Below are 17,770 nucleotides of genomic sequence, written 5' to 3' on the forward strand. Positions count from 1 at the left end.
ATTATCCTGCTATGGGTATGCATTCCCACGCAGAGCATGGGAACGAGGAAAACTTGTCATCCCCGTGCAGGCGGGGATCCAGCCACTTGTTAATTATATTTCCTGGTTCCCATGCTCCTGCGTGGGAACCCAAGGGGATGATATTATCCTGCTATGGGGTATGCATTCCCACGCAGAGCATGGGAACGAGGAAAACTTGTCATCCCCGCGCAGGCGGAGATCCAGCCACTTGTTAATTATATTTCCTGGTTCCCATGCTCCTGCGTGGGAACCCAAGGGTATGATATTATCCTGCTATGGGTATGCATTCCCACGCAGAGCATGGGAACGAGGAAATGCTTGTAATACAATGGATTCCTGCCTGCGCAAATGACAAGTTAACGGGACATTAGCAGTGACAATATTTATAATATGTAACTAATTGATCAGAGGTTCCCTAGCATTATTTCAGAGGAGATATTAGTGGGTTTTCAAGGTTTTCAGGCCAGATATAGGCGTTTGTTTCAGGAGAGTTCTGCCTGGAAGCTACTTCGTGCAGACAATGCACCAGTGATACTGGCCTTCATCTCAGACTTATTCTCTGACGAGAATGAAGTGCCCTTTGGTCGTGCCCGCATAGCACTGGATGCTGAATTAGAGCAATGCCGTGCGTCAGGTATCTGGGAGACTGAAACCGGGGCAGGGTCTTACCTGAATCAGTGGATTCGTGCAGGTTGGTTACGTGAGATGGATGATCAACTAAGTAAAACCGATGCCAGTGAGGTGGCACTAAGGTTTTGCCAGGGCCTGGATCAAAGAGGTTCAGGTACAACGGCATCGCATTTAAGGATTGTTCAGGAAGCGGTGCGTGATTTTGCCGTGGCGATTAGTCCTAACCCGGATGAACGGCTTAGCCTGCTTGAATACCGCAAAGCTGAGATTCAGAATGAAATTGATGCGTTGAATGCAGGTGTTGTTACCCAGCTATCTGAGGCGCAGCAACGTGAACGGATGAGAGAGATTTATCAGTTGGCTTCAGTGCTAACCGGTGACTTTCGCCGGGTTGAGGATGAGATCCGTGAGCTGGATCAGGATATTCGTGTGCAAATGATTGAAAGTGATGCGAAGCGCGGAGATATTTTGTTGTCTGTAATGGAGAAGGAAGCACTATTGGCTGACAGCGATGCGGGGAGTGCCTTCGAAGGTTTTTTTCAACTCTTGTGTGACCAGAATCGATCAACCGAATTCAGAGATCAATTGCGTAGCATCCTGAGCCGACCGGTCGCGGAACAATTAAGCCATCAACAACAGCGATTTCTTGGTCAGCTCATGCGGGAGCTGTCCCGTGAGAGTGATCGAGTCTTTAAAATCAGACGAAGAACGGAGGAGAGCCTTAGGGCTTATATCGAAAGCGGTGCTGCTTTTGAAAACCGTGCGGTGGATCAATTGTTGAGTCAGCTGGAACGGCTGGCCATTGAGCTGAAAGAGGCTGCCCCGGATTTTGCCAGTGAACTCAAGAAATCGACGGCTTTATTTTTGCCGGTTGGAAACATCCGGATCACCTCACCTGACACGATGCAGCTGAGATCCCCCGATGAAAAACTGGACACCTCCGGTGTTGAAGAAGAAGTGAATTCCCGTAGCCCGAGTCTTGAAATGCTGGATTGTCTCGATGCGGTTCAGGTTAAGAAGGTGGCTTATCAAATTCGGGATACGTTGCGTCGCACAGGTCCGATGACAATTGCCTCAGTCGTTTCAATGCACCCTATGAAATCAGGACTGGAAGAACTGGTGGCTTATTTGCGCGTGGCAAAATCGGTGGGTGCAACTACGCTGGAGGATAAAGAAGACCTGGAGATTCTGGATAAACAGGGCGTTCGTATCAAGGCATCCATACCAAAATATTTATTAAGTGCAGATTTATTTCCCGATAACATAGAAGAGATGGTGATATGAGTCAGGATAAAGGTTATAACCCTGATTCAGCCTCGGGAGCAATGGAATCGATTCAACGGTCAGATAATGATAATGAAGTGAATTCTATTGAACATGAAAGTGGGGGAATGCCACCTGAGGCAAGGCGGGCACTTGTTAGTCTGCTTAAGTATGGAATTATTTTAGCTTCGCAAAAAGGCAAACCTTTTGACTCCATTTGTCGATACCAGAGCTCTGTTCGAAGCCATCTGGCTGATGTGTATTTAAAGCTTGTGCTGGATGAAAAAACGGGTATCGCTTTTGTTGCTCAGTTGGATGAAAATGATGATGAGGATCCTGATGCGGTGTCCTTAATCACCCGCAGGACGCTTTCACTCTACGATACCTTATTGTTGTTAGTGTTACGAAAACATTATCAGGAACGGGAGAGCTCAGGGGAGCAGCGCATTATTATTGATATTGAACGGATAGAGGCAAATCTTACACCGTTTCTCCCGCTAACCAATAGTATGAAATCTGATCGCCGCAAGTTAATTTCTGCACTGAACAAGATGGTTGAAAAACGTTTATTGACAAGGGTTAGGGGTAGTGATGATCGTTTTGAAATCACACCGATTATTCGTTATGTGGTGAATGCAGAGTTTCTGGAGCAGATGTTGGAAGAGTATCAAGGTCTTGCTTGTGAAGCCGGGTTGAGTCTGAACTCGCAGGGGGATGATAATGAATAGCAACAGTGTTTCATCGAATGATCTGTTAACCAGTCGTTCCCTGTTTAGTGTGGGACAGATTCGATTGGCGGAACTATCCGTTTATAACTGGGGATCATTTCATCACTTGCACACGGCTACCATTGATCCTTTCGGTACCCTGGTGACGGGTGATAATGGTGCGGGTAAATCCACATTGATCGATGGTTTAATGGCCTTGTTATTACCCGCAGGCCGTGCAACTTTTAATGTGGCTGCCGCTCAGGGTGATCGTTCTGATAGAACATTGCTTTCCTATATGCGAGGTAGTTTTGGCTCTGTCCATGAGGGTAGTGGTACACGGGTTAAAAGTAAGCGGGAAGGTCCAGTGGTCACGGGTTTACGAGCACTTTATCAAGGTGATGATGGTTCCTGTATCACCTTGGCGGCACTCTTCTGGACAACACAATCAAGCAATGCCCTGGCAGATGTTAAACGTGTTTATATTGTTGCAAGGCGTAATCTTTTGCTTAAGGAAATACTTGATGCCTTTGGCGAGGGTAATGCTCGATCTCTGAAACAGTGGTTAAGAAACGATTCATTTATTACAAACTGTGATGATCGTTTTTCAGACTATCAGGAACTGTATCGAAAATCCCTGTATATGGATAACAGAAATGCACCAGCTCTGCTATCCCGTGCATTAGGATTGAAGAAAATTGATGATCTTACTGGCCTGATCAGGGAACTGGTTTTAGAACCCAGTACGGTTAAGGACGATGCAAGAAAAGTAGTCGATGAGTTTTCTGATCTTGTTGCAACCCATAATCAACTGATCGATGCGCGAGAGCAAAAAGAACATTTAAGTAAATTACCGGAACTGGAGCAGGGGCTGAGATATGCCGAAAAAACATTGCGTCGTCTGATGAGTGAGCGAGATGGTTTGGCCGCTTATTTCGGTGAGATTTGCTATCAGTTGTGGAGTAAAAAAATAGCCGCTTTGCAGTTGGTTCTGAAATATTTGTCACTATTAATCAAGCAGGTTTCCGAGCAGGAATCAGAGGCTGATTTATTGGTTGAGCAGTGTCATGAGGATTATATCAAGGCGGGTGGTGATCGTATTGAGGCGCTGAAAAACGAGTTGAAATCAGCTGAAGCCAGAATGAATAGCATTATTATTCGTTCATCAAGTTATCAGAAGGATGCCCAAGCGTTAAACCTTGATGAGGCATTATCTGAAAATGTGTTCCTTGATAATCAAGCAAAAGTCGAATCCAGTTTGGGAGGGCTTGAAGATGATAAACGAAGTGCCCAGAATAAGTTCGCGCAAATTGGCGGAGAACTCAGTAACCTGCAAACAAAACAGAAAACAATTGAAACTGAAATTACAGCAATCCAGGCACGCCCGGATTCAAATATTGATGTAAGGTTTCAACAGTTGCGCGATGAATTGGTTGAATCCCTGGGCTTTGATCGAGAGCAGTGTGTTTTTATTGGTGAACTGATCGATGTGAATGAAGAGCAGCGTCATTGGCAAGGTGCGATAGAGCGAGCCTTAGGAGGTTTGTGTACGACATTAGCTGTACCTGCCGATCATTTTTCTATGGTGACCCGTTGGCTCAATACCCGGCATACAGGATTGCATGTGCGTGTTCAGGTGGTTCGAGAAACTGCGGGGCAGGCTGATTTCAAGACCCGTGGTTTTTTAAAGAAGCTTGTCTGGCGTAAGCACCCCTATCGAGAATGGCTAAAAAAGCATTTATCCCGTTTTGATTTGCACTGTGTATCATCAACTGAAGAATTGGATGTGACACCATTCTCCATCACCCGGCAGGGCTTGATGCACATGGATAAAGGCCGGTTTGAGAAAAAAGACCAACATAAGATTGATGATCGACGTCGCTGGCAACTGGGTTTTTCCAATAAATCCAGGTTGGCAATTTTGCACAATGATAAAAGGGGGTTAACACAGCAAATCGCTGAAACCTTGCGTTTGGTGGAGAAAGCCAGAGAAGATCTGGATGCGATAAACAGGCGAGAATCGCTTTGGGAGAAATTACGGGATTATCAATGGGATGAGATCAATGCACCGTGGTGGGAAGCAAAGGTATCTCGAATGCAGAAAGATCTACAGGCGTTGGAACAGGCAGGCAGCGATCTTGACAAAGCCAGGCAACGCTGGGAACAGAAAAAACAGGATCTTGCCGATATTAGAACAACAAAAGAGCAGCATAAAGTTCGTGAAGGTGCATTAAAAGAAAAATCAGCGGATGCAGATCAGCAACGGCAGTTAGCAGCAGATGCTGCGGCGCATGGGCTGGAAGATGCTGTGCGAGAGTTACTTGATAGGCGTGTAGACTCCTTGCAGGAAAATGATCTTGATAAAGTTTCATCACTGGAGCATAAATTTAGTCAGCATATTGAAAAATCGCTGGAAAAATATCGAGGGGAAAAGAGCCGGGCAGAAAATACATCCACAGGAATAATGTCGTCGTTTCGCCAGAAGTGGGAAGTAATTGCAGCTGACTGGCGTTGCGATATTGCGAGTCTTGAAGATTACCTGGAACATTTACGTCAACTTGAGGAGGAAGGGCTGCCACATCTGGTTGAGCAGTTTATTGGCCGACTCAATAAGCATGCAACACAGTCTCTGGCACGTATTCAACAGCAACTGGAATCTGAGCGTGATGAGATTATTGAACGTATCGACATTATTAATCGAGTGCTGACGCGCACGGAGTTCCGACCAGGTTCTCATCTTAAGCTGGGAACCAAAAAAGAAAAATACCCCCATGTTCAGTTATTTGAACAATATATTAGAAAAGTATTAAGCCAGGCCACCAGTGAAGACCATGAGGCTCGCTTTCAACAATTGAAACTGGTTGTTGAAGTGCTGGAAAAGGCCAGCAACCCAACAACGGCGGGTACCCTGGAAAGTTTGCGGCTGCTTGATCCTCGTTATCAGATGTCATTTTTTGCTGAAGAGCTGGATGCAAAAACTCACGAGGTTCGTGATGTTCTGGCATCCTCCAGTGGTAAGTCAGGTGGTGAAAAGGAGTCTTTTGCTGGCACAATTGTTGCGGCAAGTCTGGCCTATGTTTTAACGCCGGATGGTTATGATCGACCCGTTTACAGCACGGTATTTCTGGATGAGGCGTTTTCCAATACAGCAGAAGCGGTTAGTCGTAGAGTGCTCAGGGTTTTCAGGGAACTCCATATCCATGTTAATTTGATAACGCCCTACAAAAACCTCAATCTTGCAAGAGAGTCTGCTCGCTCATTACTTATTGCAGAGCGAGATCAGGAAAAACATGAAAGTCACCTTTGCGAAGTGACTTGGGAAGAAATAGATCGCCGTTTAAAATCAGAGCGTGAACGAAAAACCAGGCTTGAAGCGCAAGCCCATGGAATAGAAACCCATGCAATAAAATCGGGTGTGGAAACCGAGCAGGGGATTGATGGTGGGCTCTAGATTGTCAGCCCGGGATTGGGGGTTATTGCCTGCGGATGTGAGAGTCCTGGTTTTAAAACGGGAATGGAATAATGATGCAGGCTTGAAGGCGCGTCTTCTGAATCGCAAACCCTTTCCGATTCGTATCGGGCTAAAGCCACCCGCAGGGCGTAGCGCCATTGCTGATATCGCCCACTTTCAAAGATTTATTGGTGAATGGCGTTCGTATTCATTGCAAAAAAATATTCGATGGGAATCTCGGCGTTATAGAGCACTTGCAGAACAAACAGTGCCAAAGTTTTTTATTCTTGAAAACATTAAAGAGTTGATTGAGTTTGTTGGCAAAGAGGCACTTGTCCGGAGTGAAAAATGGACGAAAAACATGGCTCCGCTGCTGTCGATTAGAGCGGATCTCTATCCAGCACTGGTAAAACATTTGAAAACCATTGAGTTGATACAATTATCTGATGCTGAGTTAGTTCACGATCTAGTCAAACAATTGTCCTTTCAAATGGGGGCGGGACTTTACCTGCGAGCCCTGCCTCTGATCGGTGTAGATACCAAGTTTTTAGAAAATCACCAGGCGCTGATATCGGATCTTCTGGATGTTCTGCATGATGGCGAGATCACGGCAAGCGGCGGGCTGCTTGAATGGCTCGGCTGCCTGAAAAACCCGAAAGGCTGGTTAACAGTTCGCCCGCTGTGCGAAAAAGTAAAAATGAACATCGGTGGTTTTCCTGTCATGCAACTTCATAACGATGTTTTGCGAGAACATGCACTACCCGCTAACAATATTCTTGTGGTGGAGAATATGCAGTCAGGATTAGGTCTGCCTTTGCTCAAGGATACTATCGCCGTATTGGGTGGCGGTAAGAATGTTAGCTGGATGGATGCTGACTGGCTTAAATCCAGGCGCGTTGCCTATTGGGGGGATATTGATACCTGGGGGCTATCTATATTGAGTGATGTTCGTTCTAAGCTCTCATCTGTTAAAGCGATCATGATGGATTCAGATACCCTTGGACAGCATGAAGATCGTATGGTTGTTGAACCGGAACCGTTGCAATATCTACCCGAATTTCTAACTGACTCTGAAGCGAAAATATTCTCGAATTTAAAGAACGGTTATTACCAGGGTTCCAGACTGGAGCAGGAGCGGTTGTCTCCCGACTATATACGTATCAAGCTGGAAGCTTGGCGATAAGCATTTTTAGAAATACGGTAATAGACACGGGTCTTAATATTATGAAACTCAATACGGAGCATTTAGGTCGATGTTCTTGACTGGACACGGTTGCAGAAGAGACGCTTAAATTGCTCCCTGGTTTTATCGCTGATGCCAAACAATTAAACCAGGCACTGAAGCGTATTGAATCGAGAAGTAGTGCGCAGGTGAAGTTGAAAAAGCAGCAGAGGTAAGTCTAGCCAAAGTTTTTCGGGGAAGCCATCCTCTTCGAGGTCGAAATCGGGGAGCTTGCTTATATGGACAAGCTCCAAAGCCTCCAGGGGCATATCCATCCGGATAAACGGGAACTGGATGAGGCGCTTTATCGACTCTATGAGAACGCAGCTGGTGATGATACTCGTATCACACACTACCATTGAGGCGAAAAAGGCCTACGAGCGCGGTGTGAGTGAGTTTAATGTGACCAGACAAGGCGTTAATTTTTTTGCCCTGGAGGAAAAGTCTTTATCGAAGGTATAGAGTTTTCATATTCAGGGGTTTTGCTGTTGATATATCCAAATCAGCCCGCTATGATTGGATATACCACAAGGATATACATGGAGATTACGATGACTGCAATCCACACCACCCTTTTTAAGAGCAACAAAACCCAGGCAGTGAGACTCCCCAAACCGGTTGCATTGCCGGAATCTATCAAAAAAGTGGCTATTGTTGCCATTGGTAATACCCGGATCATCACTCCTGCTGGAGAGTCATGGGATCACTGGTTTGACAGTCCCGGTGTATCCGATGACTTCATGCTCGATCGTGAACAAGCTTCAGGCCAGGATCGTGAGGCGTTTTAAACATGCTGAAATACATGCTGGATACCAATATCGTTATCTACACGATCAAGAATCGTCCAGAACAAGTTCGTGATGCCTTCAAACAACACGAGAATCAGATGTGCATCTCAGCTGTTACACGTGGTGAGCTGATTTTTGGCGCTGAAAGATCCTCCCAGACTGAACGAAACCTTGCAGATATTGAGGGTCTGATTGCACGCCTGGAAGTTGTACCCTTTGAAGAACACGCGTCGGAACATTTTGGGCAACTCAGAGCGGAACTATATCGTACCGGACAGCCTATCGGGCCTTACGACATGATGATTGCTGGCCACGCAAGGGCAATGGGTTTAATCCTGGTCACCAATAATATGAAAGAGTTTGAACGGGTGCCAGGACTCCGACTTGAGAATTGGGCGTGAGTGAATAGGTATACTGTCCCTCTATATCCATGTTCTTCATGCCGAGGTCTGGGCCTATGGTAGCCGGGTTAATGGTCAATGCCATGAGGCGAGTGACCTCGATCTGGTATTGCGAATCCGGTTGATCTTACCTGTCCACAGGAAGGCTTGTCTGACCTCAAGCAGGCTCTTAGTGATAGTAATATCCCGATATTGATCGATGTGCTGGATTGGGCACGGTTGCCGGATGATTTCCATGCTGTGATTGAACAGGAATATGTTGCTGTGAGATAGGGTCTTGTTGCATGGGGCGGCGTGTGAAACGCCGATTCTTGCATGTTGATAGATGCAGTGTGTCAATTAAGGCCTTTAATGTAGATTACAGGTGAACTCAATGTTAAAGAGGCAGCGGAATATATCGCGACTAAATGGCCCAAGCATCGTTGACACCTCTTATTCGTGTATTACAATATGTATTACACGCTCCGCATGAGAAGATAAAATGATCACCCTTAGACTTGACCCGGAACTGGAGAAAAGTATCAATAATATCGCCCATCAAATGGGTATTAGCAAATCAGAATTGATACGAAAAAGTATTGCCGAGTTCCTTAATGACACGGTGCAATATAATGTAGATTATGGGGTAATATGCCTGGACTTTAAGAGGAAGCTCTCTTATCCTTTTCGCATCCCACTCAAGCCATAAAAATCACTGTGTCCAACAATAGCATTATAACCATTTTAAAATTCTTAATACTGGGTGCCCTTATCGGAGTGCTGGTTCTCCATCCGTTGACAATGGCTCTTTACTGGTTTGAATTTAATCCTCCTGAAGCGGCAGGCGTTTCATTACTGGACTTTATATTTAAAAAAATGGGTGCGGCATTTTATGGAAAAATGCTATTTATGACCTTGGCTTTTTCGACTATAGGTGCCTTTCTGGGATTGTTCTTCTGGTTCTACCATAGAAGCTTATCTGCCAGAGAAAGACTGATTTTTTCGCTTTCCGGTGAGCTGGACAGAGATATTTATTCTTTGATAAAAAATGGCGAAACTGAAACACTCGAATTCAAGTCCTCTGCTCGATGGGATTTTAGACAGAACAAAACAAACAAGGCACTTGAATTAGTCATCGTAAAGGCCATATCTGGTTTTATGAACCATAAGGGTGGGACACTATTAATTGGTGTTGATGATGAGGGTCAATCCCTTGGTCTGGAGAAGGATTACAACTCATTAAGGAAGAAAAATAGTGATGGCTATGAGCAATTTATTATCGGGCTGATTTCATCTTATATGGCGACCGATCTTTGCCAGAACATCAGCGTGATATTCCAGATGGTTAACTCGAATGAGATTTGTCGAATCATTATTTCACCCTCTCAACGTCCGGCTTTTTGTCAGAATGGTAATGACACTCATTTCTTTCTTCGCACCGGCGGTGGTACGCGTGAACTCAATGTGAAAGAGGCAACGGAATATATTGCGACTAAATGGCCCAAGCATAGTTAACATCCAGCATTCCCGTACTGGACTTGTGCAAAATGGGGGGGTTATTCTGTTAAACATGATAGCGAAGACCTACATAGAGAAGTTTCTAATGCTGATGCCGCCAGCGATAGGGTTGTTTGTATCCGGGTTATTGGGTTTATTAACACTTTCAAGGCGTAATATTAAGGCACTAATATGAAACTAGGAATTATCTGTGGTAGCCACAGAAGACCATCACAGAGTGCCCGGGTTGGACATTACATGGAACAGCGATTACTGGATAAGGGCTATTGTGATGAAGTCTTTTTTCTGGATTTATTTGAGCAACCCTTCCCGCTTTGGGAAGAGGGTATCTGGGCAGGTGATGAGCAATGGATGGCAAGGCTTAACCCGGTATCCGATGAGTTGATCGCCTGTGATGGGTTTATTGTCATCGTGCCCGAGTATCATGGCATGGTGCCATCGGCATTGAAGAATTTCTTTCTGATGTGGGGTAAGGGTGAGCTGGCGCATAAACCAGCCTTGATTACGGCTGTTTCCAGTGCTGATGGTGGTTCTTATCCAGTGGCAGAATTACGCATGAGCAGTTACAAGAATAATCGTCTTTGTTATATCCCTGAACAGTTAATCTTGCGCCATGTTGAAACCATTCTGAACGATGATGGCGATAATGATGAGGATGCAGATCGTTATTTTCGTCAACGAATCGATTATGCTATCGGCATATTACATCAGTATGCATTGGCCTTGAGGTCGGTGCGTGATAGCGGTGTGGTGTTTGATCCGATGTTCAAAAACGGGATGTAGATAATGGTGAACGACCCGGCGAAGCGTATTAACAAGCCGGAGTCACTTCCCGATATCCTATTTGCAGATAGACCAGCAATCACCTATAGTTATTGACATATATCAAACAGAGGAAAGGCGATGTCTAAATGTAATGTCTGTGGTATTGACCAAAAATTACGTATTATTTTTGGCCTGGTTGTATTCAGCCTGGCATTTATCGGACCACAGACGCCCTGGGGATGGTTAGGTCTGATACCGTTAATGACAGGTATTCTGGGTTTTTGTCCTTTTTATCCTATGGCGGGCTTTAGCACTTGTGCGGAAGCCGATGAGAAAGTGGAAATGGAAGTCGATAAATAAGTACAAGCATGTCCATACAATATGACTTTATCATCATTGGTGGTGGTGCCGGTGGCCTGGTGGTTGCTAGTGTTGCCAGTCAACTGGGGCTTTCTGTTGCACTGATTGAAAAGGAACCCACCCTGGGCGGGGATTGCCTGCATTACGGCTGTGTGCCCAGCAAGACCCTGATCCATAGTGCCAATCTGGCAGCAAAGATGCGTCATGCCTCGAACTATGGTCTATCTGATACTGACCCCAAAGTTGATATACATAAAATCAATGCGCATATCGCGAGTGTGGTCGCACATATTCAGCAGCATGATTCGACTGAGCGTTTTCAAGATTATGGTTGTGATGTATTTATCGGGTATGCGCATTTTACCGGTAAGGATGAAATAAGAGTCGATGATCAACGGCTATCCGGCAAACATTTTGTCATTGCCACGGGTTCTGAGACCTTTGTTCCTCCTATCAAGGGGCTGGATCAGACTGCATTCCTGACCAACCGGGAGTTGTTTTCACTGGATCAACTTCCTCCGCGACTGGCTGTGTTTGGTGGCGGTGCCATTGGTGTTGAAATGGCACAGGCCTTTTCTCGGCTTGGTTCACAGGTCACAATTCTTCAACGCAACAGGCATATTCTTGCACGTGAGGATACCGGTGCATCCGAGGCACTTAAACAGATATTGCTTGATGAAGGAATTGATATACGCACCTCAACAGATATCAACGAGGTGTGTGAAACGGCGGAGGGGAAGCGAATTATTTGTGCCGATGGAGAGGAATTGTTGGTTGATGAAATCCTGGTTGCCAGTGGTCGCAGACCGGTAGTAAATAACTTGGGGCTGGGTGATGCGGGTGTCGATTATAGTCAATCTGGTATTAAGGTGGATGCCAAACAGCGTACGACACAGCCACATATCTATGCCTGTGGTGATTGCTGTGGCCCGTATGCCTTTACTCACATGGCTGAATACCAGGCGGGGATTATTATCAGTAATGCTATATTCAAGATTCCGAAAAAGGCAGATTACCGAGTGGTTCCTCGGGTCATTTATAGTGACCCTGAACTGGCGCAGGTAGGTCTAACAGAGGATGAGGCCAGACAGCAGGGGATTAAATATAAAATCGCACAGTTTCCTTTCAATGGTATTGATCGCGCGTTAACTGATGCTGAGAGTGCCGGTTTTATCAAACTGTTGACCTGTCGAGGCAAGATAGTGGGTGCCACTCTGTTAGGTCAACAAGCGGGTGAATTGATCCATGAGATTGTGCTCGCGATGCAAGCTAATATTCCAGCACGACAAATAGCAGCAACCATTCATGCCTATCCGACCCGCGCCCAGATTCATCGGCGGGTGGTTAATAGTACCTATACGCAAAAATTATACGGGCCGGTGTCACGTTTTATTGTAAAATGGTTGCATCGAATATTTTAAAACTAAACACTGCTGTCCGTTAAGGTCGAGACATGAATTGTTCTTCTCTAACAGAGACACGCCGTGAATACATCCCTGTAGGCTCGATGCCCGCGTCCATGCGGGCAACGGTCTCTGTTAGAGAAGAACAATTCCTATCTCTTGAGTTAACGGGGTAGCAGTGAAAAATAAAGTAAAAACCTCTAGTTATTGAGTTTGTACAATATGGAAAAATTAGTTCTTGATTTATCACACATGGATTCTCTCTTGCGAGGGAACGAGAAAAACTTGTCATTCTCGCGTAGGCGGGAATCCATACAATGGGGTTTCACCTCTTCAGGAATAACAAGAGTAATAATATGTTAGCCACCTTACCTCTTTTACAACAGCGTCATTTCCCGGCTATCAAGCGTGGAAAATTGAACATCCTACAGGTCAATATGGGTTATCGTTGTAATCAATCCTGCCTGCACTGTCATGTGAATGCAGGGCCAAAGCGTACCGAAGAGATGTCTGCTGAGACACTGGATACCGTGGTCGAGTTTATTCGCAAGCAATCCATTACGACACTTGATTTAACCGGTGGGGCACCGGAATTACACCCTGGTTTCAGAGACCTGGTGAGCAAGGTATCCGCGCTAGGGGTGCGTATTATTGATCGTTGTAACCTGACCATACTGGAAGAACCTGGACAAGAGGAGCTGGCTTCTTTTCTGGCACAGCATCGAGTTGAGGTGGCGGCATCACTGCCTTGTTACTTGTCTGAAAATGTAGAAAATCAACGGGGGGCGGGAGTATTCAAAAAGAGTATTCTTGGCCTGCAACAATTGAATCAGCAAGGTTATGGCTTAAAGGATACGGGGCTACAATTGAATCTGGTATTTAATCCACAAGGGCCGGTTCTACCGCCCTCACAGGAAGGGCTGGAAGCGGATTATCATCGCATTCTGCAACAGGATCATGCGGTATCCTTTAATCAATTATTCACCATTACCAATATGCCAATTAAACGCTTCGGTAGTAGCCTGATATCAAAGGGTCAGTTTGATGATTATATGGAGCTATTGCAACAGGCCTATCAGCCGGAAAATCTTGATGGTGTGATGTGTCGCAGCTTGATTAGTGTCGATTGGCAGGGTTATGTCTATGACTGTGATTTTAATCAAATGCTGGATCTGCCACTCAACATCCATCATCATAATCAACCTCGTTTGAGTGATCTAATAAATGTGGATCTGGAGTCCAGTGATATCGTGGTGGCTGATCATTGTTATGGTTGTACAGCAGGACAAGGGTCAAGCTGTGGTGGTGCCTTATCATGAGCAAACAAGATCTCTTTCATGCTACATTAATGCCGGATCAGGATTGGTGGCAGGCCTTATGGCCTGACCCAGCTGCGGTATTACGCACGGTAGGCATTAAACCGGGTATGGATGTGGTTGATCTATGTTGTGGCGATGGTCTCTTTACCCGACCCATGTGTGAACTGGTTTTCCCTGCCAAGACCTGGGCACTGGATCTGGATGCTGATTTGTTGGAACAGGCACAAAAGGCCTGTCGAGATAATTCAAATCTTCATGTTATTGCTGGCGATGCCCGTGAATTAGTCAACACGATTGATCATCCTGTTGATTTTATCTTCATTGCCAATACCTTTCATGGTGTCCCTGAAAAAACCGAGCTGGCAAGGGCGGCGCATCAGTCACTCAGAGAGGATGGGCACTTTGCTGTTGTTAACTGGTCTCCTCAGCCACGCGAGGAAACCACGGTACTGGGTCAACCGCGTGGTCCGGATACCGAACTACGGATGCACCCGGACGATGTGCAGCGATTTGTTGAGGCGGCGGGTTTTAAACTGGAGCAGTTGGTGGATGTAGGGCCTTATCACTACGGGGCTGTGTTTCTGAAGGTGTAAATGCAGACATGGTGAAGATCTCGATTATTATTCCGACCTTGAATGAAGAACAACATATAACAATGACCTTACAGGATCTACAGTGTCTGCGTCAGCAGGGGCATGAGATTATTGTGGTCGATGGTGGCAGTGAAGATAAAACCCTGCAAAGGATTGGTGGTTTATATGATTCACTGATATCCAGTCAACGGGGACGCGCCCGCCAGATGCATGAGGGCGCGATACAGGCCAGTGGTTCTATCCTGTGGTTTTTGCATGCAGATACCCGTGTGCCTAAGACGGTTATTGATTCGATGATACAGATTACAGCGACATCTGAAAGGCTCTGGGGACGTTTTGATATTAAACTATCGGGGACGCATCCATTACTACGCATTGTTGAACGTCTAATTAATCTCCGTTCAAGGCTTAGTGGTATCGCTACCGGTGATCAAGGTATTTTTATTAGTCGAGCACTTTATGAACAGGTTGGCGGCTACCCACAGATCTCCTTGATGGAAGATGTTGCTCTGAGCAAGAGGCTGAAACAACAATGTAAACCGCTCTGTCTTCATCAACGACTATTGACCTCTTCAAGACGTTGGGAAGAGAAGGGAATTATGCGCACGATTTTTTTAATGTGGTCTCTGCGTCTGGCTTATGCGATGGGAGTTAGCCCTGGCACGCTTGCCCGTTATTATCGGTAGGGTGCGTACCACGCACCAATAAACCACCATAAACAATATCATCTGGTGCGCATTGTGCACCCTACCAAAATGAGGGTTCTGTCATTCCCGCGCAGGCGGAAATCCATCTGTAAAAGTACCATGGATCCCCGCCTACGCGAGGATGACATTAAAAGGCACCAGTAATGACCAATAAACTCATCATCTTCACCAAGGCACCTGAACCGGGACAGGTTAAGACACGTTTGATTCCAGCCTTAGGCGCGGTTAATGCGGCTAAGTTATACCATCGTCTGCTCATCCATACCCTGCAACAACACAGCAAACAACAAGAATACAGTATTGAACTTTGTTGCACCCCGGATACGAATTATCCGCTATTCCACACCCTGCAGAAAGATTACGGCTGTCAATTATCTGTACAGACGGGCACTGATCTTGGTCAACGTATGCATCATGCCCTGCAACAAGCATTAACTGAATCCCCCCGTGCCATCCTGATTGGCTGTGATTGCCCACTATTATCGGCTACCGATATCTTGCAAGGATTTGAGTTATTGGCACAGGACAATGAACTGGTATTAGGCCCTGCCGAGGATGGTGGTTATGTCATGATCGGGCTATCCAGCCCTCATGAAAGTTTGTTCCAGGGGATTAACTGGGGCAGTGATCAAGTCTATCAACAGACTATTGAACGTACGAACACACTGAACATACGTCATGCCTCGATAGCAAGCCACTGGGATCTGGATTTGCCAGAGGATCTGGAACGATTAAAGGCATCACCAAAACATGCAGACCTGGTAAAAGGCCTTTGGTAGGGTGCGCACTGCACACCAAAATATTCTTCCCCAACATATCCTGATGCACACGACTCACCAAAGTGCTAATATCAATGATTCACTCTGAACACAAACTTTCATGATAATAAACAATCAATAACAAGGCATATCATCAATGCAACAGGATGAACAACAATTCCTTAATGAACTGGAGAAAAAGCTCTGGACCAGCGCTAATAAACTGCTGCCAGCACTGGATGCCTCACAATACAAACATGTTGTCTTAGGATTAGTGTTTTTAAAATATGTCTCCGATGCCTTCGATATTCGAAGAAAGGAACTCAGCAAACAATTCAAAGATAAGGCCCACGATTATTTCCTCGACCCTGCCGGATTCGACTCAGAACAAGAGTGTCTGGAAGAGATCAACAGCGAACTCGAACAACGTGACTTCTATGCCGAGGCCAATGTGTTCTGGGTGCCACAACAGGCACGTTGGGAGTTCCTGCAAAATCAGAACAAGGTGGTCATCACCGGTGAGATAGAGATTGGGACAGGCAATCGTAAAAAGAAGATCCGCTCCGTCGGCCAGCTTATTGATAATGCCCTGGAGGCCATCGAGCACGACAACCCCAAACTCAAGGGTGTACTCAACAAACGTTATACCCAGTTACAAATTGATCAGGCCAAGCTGGGCGAATTGATTGATCTGGTTGCCACCATCCCCTTTACTCATGCAACATTAAGCAGCAAAGACATCCTCGGCCATGTCTACGAATACTTCCTCGGTCAATTTGCCCTGGCTGAAGGTAAAAAAGGTGGTCAGTTCTACACCCCTAAATCCATCGTTAGCCTCATTGTACAGATGCTCGAACCCTTTAAAGGCCGCGTCTATGACCCCGCCATGGGTTCCGGTGGTTTTTTTGTGCAGTCCGAGCATTTCATTACCGCACATGAAGGCCGTATGGGCGATGTCTCCATCTATGGACAAGAATACAACCACACCACATGGCAACTGGCCGCCATGAACATGGTGATACGCGGTATCGACTTTAACTTTGGTAAAGAACCTGCCAGCACCTATACCAATGATCAACACCCCGATCTACGTGCCGACTTTGTTATGGCTAATCCACCCTTTAATATGAAAGAGTGGGATATCGGGGTAGATGAAAATGACCCCCGTTGGCAATACGGCAAGCCACCCTCGAACAATGCCAACTTTGCCTGGCTACAACACATGCTCTGGCACCTGGCTCCCAATGGCAGTATGGGACTGTTATTAGCCAATGGCTCCATGAGTTCCAATACCAGTGGTGAAGGTACAATTCGTAAGGCCCTGATTGAGAATGATCTGGTGGAATGTATGGTCGCCTTACCCGGCCAGCTATTTACCAATACCCAGATACCCGCCTGTATCTGGTTTCTGACCAAAAACAAGAAAGAACGTGCAGTAGATTACAGTCATTACCGTGATCGCAGTGGTGAAATACTCTTTATTGATGCCCGTAACCTTGGCTATATGAAAGACCGTGTACTCAAAGACTTTAGCCCTGAAGATCTGGAAAGCATCACCCGAACCTATCACGGCTGGCGTATGAACTATGGTAAATGTGATAATGGCGATGGCATCATATCCAAGGTCGATCCTGATCCAGAATACCTGTACCAGGATACCCCCGGCTTTTGTTATTCCGCCAAACGAGAAGAAATAGAAAAACATGATTATGTACTCACCCCAGGCCGTTATGTTGGTGCCGCCCCTGAGGAAGACGATGGCGAGCCCTTTGCTGAAAAAATGGCACGATTGACAGGGCAGTTAAAGGTACAGTTTGAAGAGAGTGATCGGCTGGAAGGGGAAATTAAGAAGAATTTGGCGGGGTTGGGATTTGATGTCTAATTC

16 protein-coding genes and 1 pseudogene are annotated in these 17,770 nt (G+C 45.9%); all 17 read left to right on the forward strand.

All coding sequences use genetic code 11. The features are described 5' to 3' along the window. Positions 1–462 precede the first annotated feature (462 nt). The 17 genes and pseudogenes from GXP22_04600 (at position 463) to GXP22_04680 (ending at position 17,767) form a co-directional block, all read left to right on the forward strand. Positions 463–1,935, forward strand: a complete 1,473-nt coding sequence (locus GXP22_04600) for a DUF3375 domain-containing protein (GenBank protein ID NOX08760.1) — start codon at positions 463–465, stop codon at positions 1,933–1,935. Continuing rightward, positions 1,932–2,642 (forward strand): DUF4194 domain-containing protein, encoded by a 711-nt coding sequence (locus GXP22_04605; protein ID NOX08761.1) that lies wholly within the window; start codon positions 1,932–1,934, stop codon positions 2,640–2,642. Before GXP22_04600 ends, GXP22_04605 begins: the two co-directional genes overlap by 4 nt. Beyond that, positions 2,635–6,072: a hypothetical protein gene (locus GXP22_04610; GenBank protein NOX08762.1), complete on the forward strand. Its 3,438-nt coding sequence runs from the start codon at positions 2,635–2,637 to the stop codon at positions 6,070–6,072. The genes GXP22_04605 and GXP22_04610 overlap by 8 nt, the downstream gene beginning before the upstream one ends. Beyond that, entirely contained in the window at positions 6,059–7,255 is a 1,197-nt protein-coding gene (locus tag GXP22_04615; GenBank protein NOX08763.1) for a hypothetical protein, read from the forward strand. Before GXP22_04610 ends, GXP22_04615 begins: the two co-directional genes overlap by 14 nt. A 599-nt stretch (positions 7,256–7,854) precedes the next feature. Further along, entirely contained in the window at positions 7,855–8,082 is a 228-nt protein-coding gene (locus tag GXP22_04620; GenBank protein ID NOX08764.1) for an antitoxin, read from the forward strand. Between the two features lie 2 nt (positions 8,083–8,084). Beyond that, positions 8,085–8,483 carry a tRNA(fMet)-specific endonuclease VapC gene (vapC, locus tag GXP22_04625; protein ID NOX08765.1) on the forward strand — a complete coding sequence of 133 codons (399 nt, stop codon included), beginning with the start codon at positions 8,085–8,087 and terminating at the stop codon, positions 8,481–8,483. A gap of 4 nt (positions 8,484–8,487) precedes the next feature. After that, positions 8,488–8,756, forward strand: a pseudogene (locus GXP22_04630) (nucleotidyltransferase domain-containing protein). Between the two features lie 208 nt (positions 8,757–8,964). Beyond that, positions 8,965–9,171: a CopG family transcriptional regulator gene (locus tag GXP22_04635; GenBank protein NOX08766.1), complete on the forward strand. Its 207-nt coding sequence runs from the start codon at positions 8,965–8,967 to the stop codon at positions 9,169–9,171. An 8-nt stretch (positions 9,172–9,179) separates the two neighbouring features. Beyond that, a complete protein-coding gene (locus tag GXP22_04640; GenBank protein ID NOX08767.1) occupies positions 9,180–9,977 on the forward strand; it encodes an ATP-binding protein in 798 nt (265 codons plus the stop codon). Between the two features lie 174 nt (positions 9,978–10,151). After that, the gene (locus tag GXP22_04645; protein NOX08768.1) at positions 10,152–10,763 is read left to right on the forward strand and encodes an NAD(P)H-dependent oxidoreductase; all 612 of its coding nucleotides are present in this window, start codon (positions 10,152–10,154) and stop codon (positions 10,761–10,763) included. A 120-nt stretch (positions 10,764–10,883) separates the two neighbouring features. Then, positions 10,884–11,105, forward strand: a complete 222-nt coding sequence (locus GXP22_04650) for a DUF2892 domain-containing protein (protein ID NOX08769.1) — start codon at positions 10,884–10,886, stop codon at positions 11,103–11,105. 8 nt (positions 11,106–11,113) lie between these two features. Beyond that, positions 11,114–12,526 carry an FAD-dependent oxidoreductase gene (locus GXP22_04655; protein NOX08770.1) on the forward strand — a complete coding sequence of 471 codons (1,413 nt, stop codon included), beginning with the start codon at positions 11,114–11,116 and terminating at the stop codon, positions 12,524–12,526. A gap of 338 nt (positions 12,527–12,864) precedes the next feature. Then, positions 12,865–13,827, forward strand: coding sequence for a radical SAM/Cys-rich domain protein (locus GXP22_04660; protein ID NOX08771.1), 963 nt, complete (start codon positions 12,865–12,867; stop codon positions 13,825–13,827). Continuing rightward, the gene (locus GXP22_04665; protein NOX08772.1) at positions 13,824–14,420 is read left to right on the forward strand and encodes a class I SAM-dependent methyltransferase; all 597 of its coding nucleotides are present in this window, start codon (positions 13,824–13,826) and stop codon (positions 14,418–14,420) included. The genes GXP22_04660 and GXP22_04665 overlap by 4 nt, the downstream gene beginning before the upstream one ends. 8 nt (positions 14,421–14,428) lie before the next feature. Next, positions 14,429–15,106, forward strand: a complete 678-nt coding sequence (locus GXP22_04670) for a glycosyltransferase family 2 protein (protein NOX08773.1) — start codon at positions 14,429–14,431, stop codon at positions 15,104–15,106. A gap of 164 nt (positions 15,107–15,270) precedes the next feature. Continuing rightward, entirely contained in the window at positions 15,271–15,906 is a 636-nt protein-coding gene (locus GXP22_04675; GenBank protein NOX08774.1) for a glycosyltransferase, read from the forward strand. 136 nt (positions 15,907–16,042) lie between these two features. Then, a complete protein-coding gene (locus tag GXP22_04680; GenBank protein ID NOX08775.1) occupies positions 16,043–17,767 on the forward strand; it encodes a type I restriction-modification system subunit M in 1,725 nt (574 codons plus the stop codon). Positions 17,768–17,770 lie beyond the last annotated feature (3 nt).

This window comes from Gammaproteobacteria bacterium, from assembly GCA_013151035.1.
In the GTDB taxonomy this organism is placed as follows: Bacteria; Pseudomonadota; Gammaproteobacteria; order JAADJB01; family JAADJB01; genus JAADJB01.

What these genes read in the sequence shown, in the direction of transcription:
- GXP22_04605 (NOX08761.1), top strand. Translation starts at nt 1,932, where the DNA reads ATGAGTCAGGATAAAGGTTATAACCCTGATTCAGCCTCGGGAGCAATG.
- GXP22_04610 (NOX08762.1), top strand. Translation starts at nt 2,635, where the DNA reads ATGAATAGCAACAGTGTTTCATCGAATGATCTGTTAACCAGTCGTTCC.
- GXP22_04615 (NOX08763.1), top strand. Translation starts at nt 6,059, where the DNA reads ATGGTGGGCTCTAGATTGTCAGCCCGGGATTGGGGGTTATTGCCTGCG.
- vapC (NOX08765.1), top strand. Translation starts at nt 8,085, where the DNA reads ATGCTGAAATACATGCTGGATACCAATATCGTTATCTACACGATCAAG.
- GXP22_04635 (NOX08766.1), top strand. Translation starts at nt 8,965, where the DNA reads ATGATCACCCTTAGACTTGACCCGGAACTGGAGAAAAGTATCAATAAT.
- GXP22_04645 (NOX08768.1), top strand. Translation starts at nt 10,152, where the DNA reads ATGAAACTAGGAATTATCTGTGGTAGCCACAGAAGACCATCACAGAGT.
- GXP22_04650 (NOX08769.1), top strand. Translation starts at nt 10,884, where the DNA reads ATGTCTAAATGTAATGTCTGTGGTATTGACCAAAAATTACGTATTATT.
- GXP22_04655 (NOX08770.1), top strand. Translation starts at nt 11,114, where the DNA reads ATGTCCATACAATATGACTTTATCATCATTGGTGGTGGTGCCGGTGGC.
- GXP22_04660 (NOX08771.1), top strand. Translation starts at nt 12,865, where the DNA reads ATGTTAGCCACCTTACCTCTTTTACAACAGCGTCATTTCCCGGCTATC.
- GXP22_04665 (NOX08772.1), top strand. Translation starts at nt 13,824, where the DNA reads ATGAGCAAACAAGATCTCTTTCATGCTACATTAATGCCGGATCAGGAT.
- GXP22_04670 (NOX08773.1), top strand. Translation starts at nt 14,429, where the DNA reads ATGGTGAAGATCTCGATTATTATTCCGACCTTGAATGAAGAACAACAT.
- GXP22_04675 (NOX08774.1), top strand. Translation starts at nt 15,271, where the DNA reads ATGACCAATAAACTCATCATCTTCACCAAGGCACCTGAACCGGGACAG.
- GXP22_04680 (NOX08775.1), top strand. Translation starts at nt 16,043, where the DNA reads ATGCAACAGGATGAACAACAATTCCTTAATGAACTGGAGAAAAAGCTC.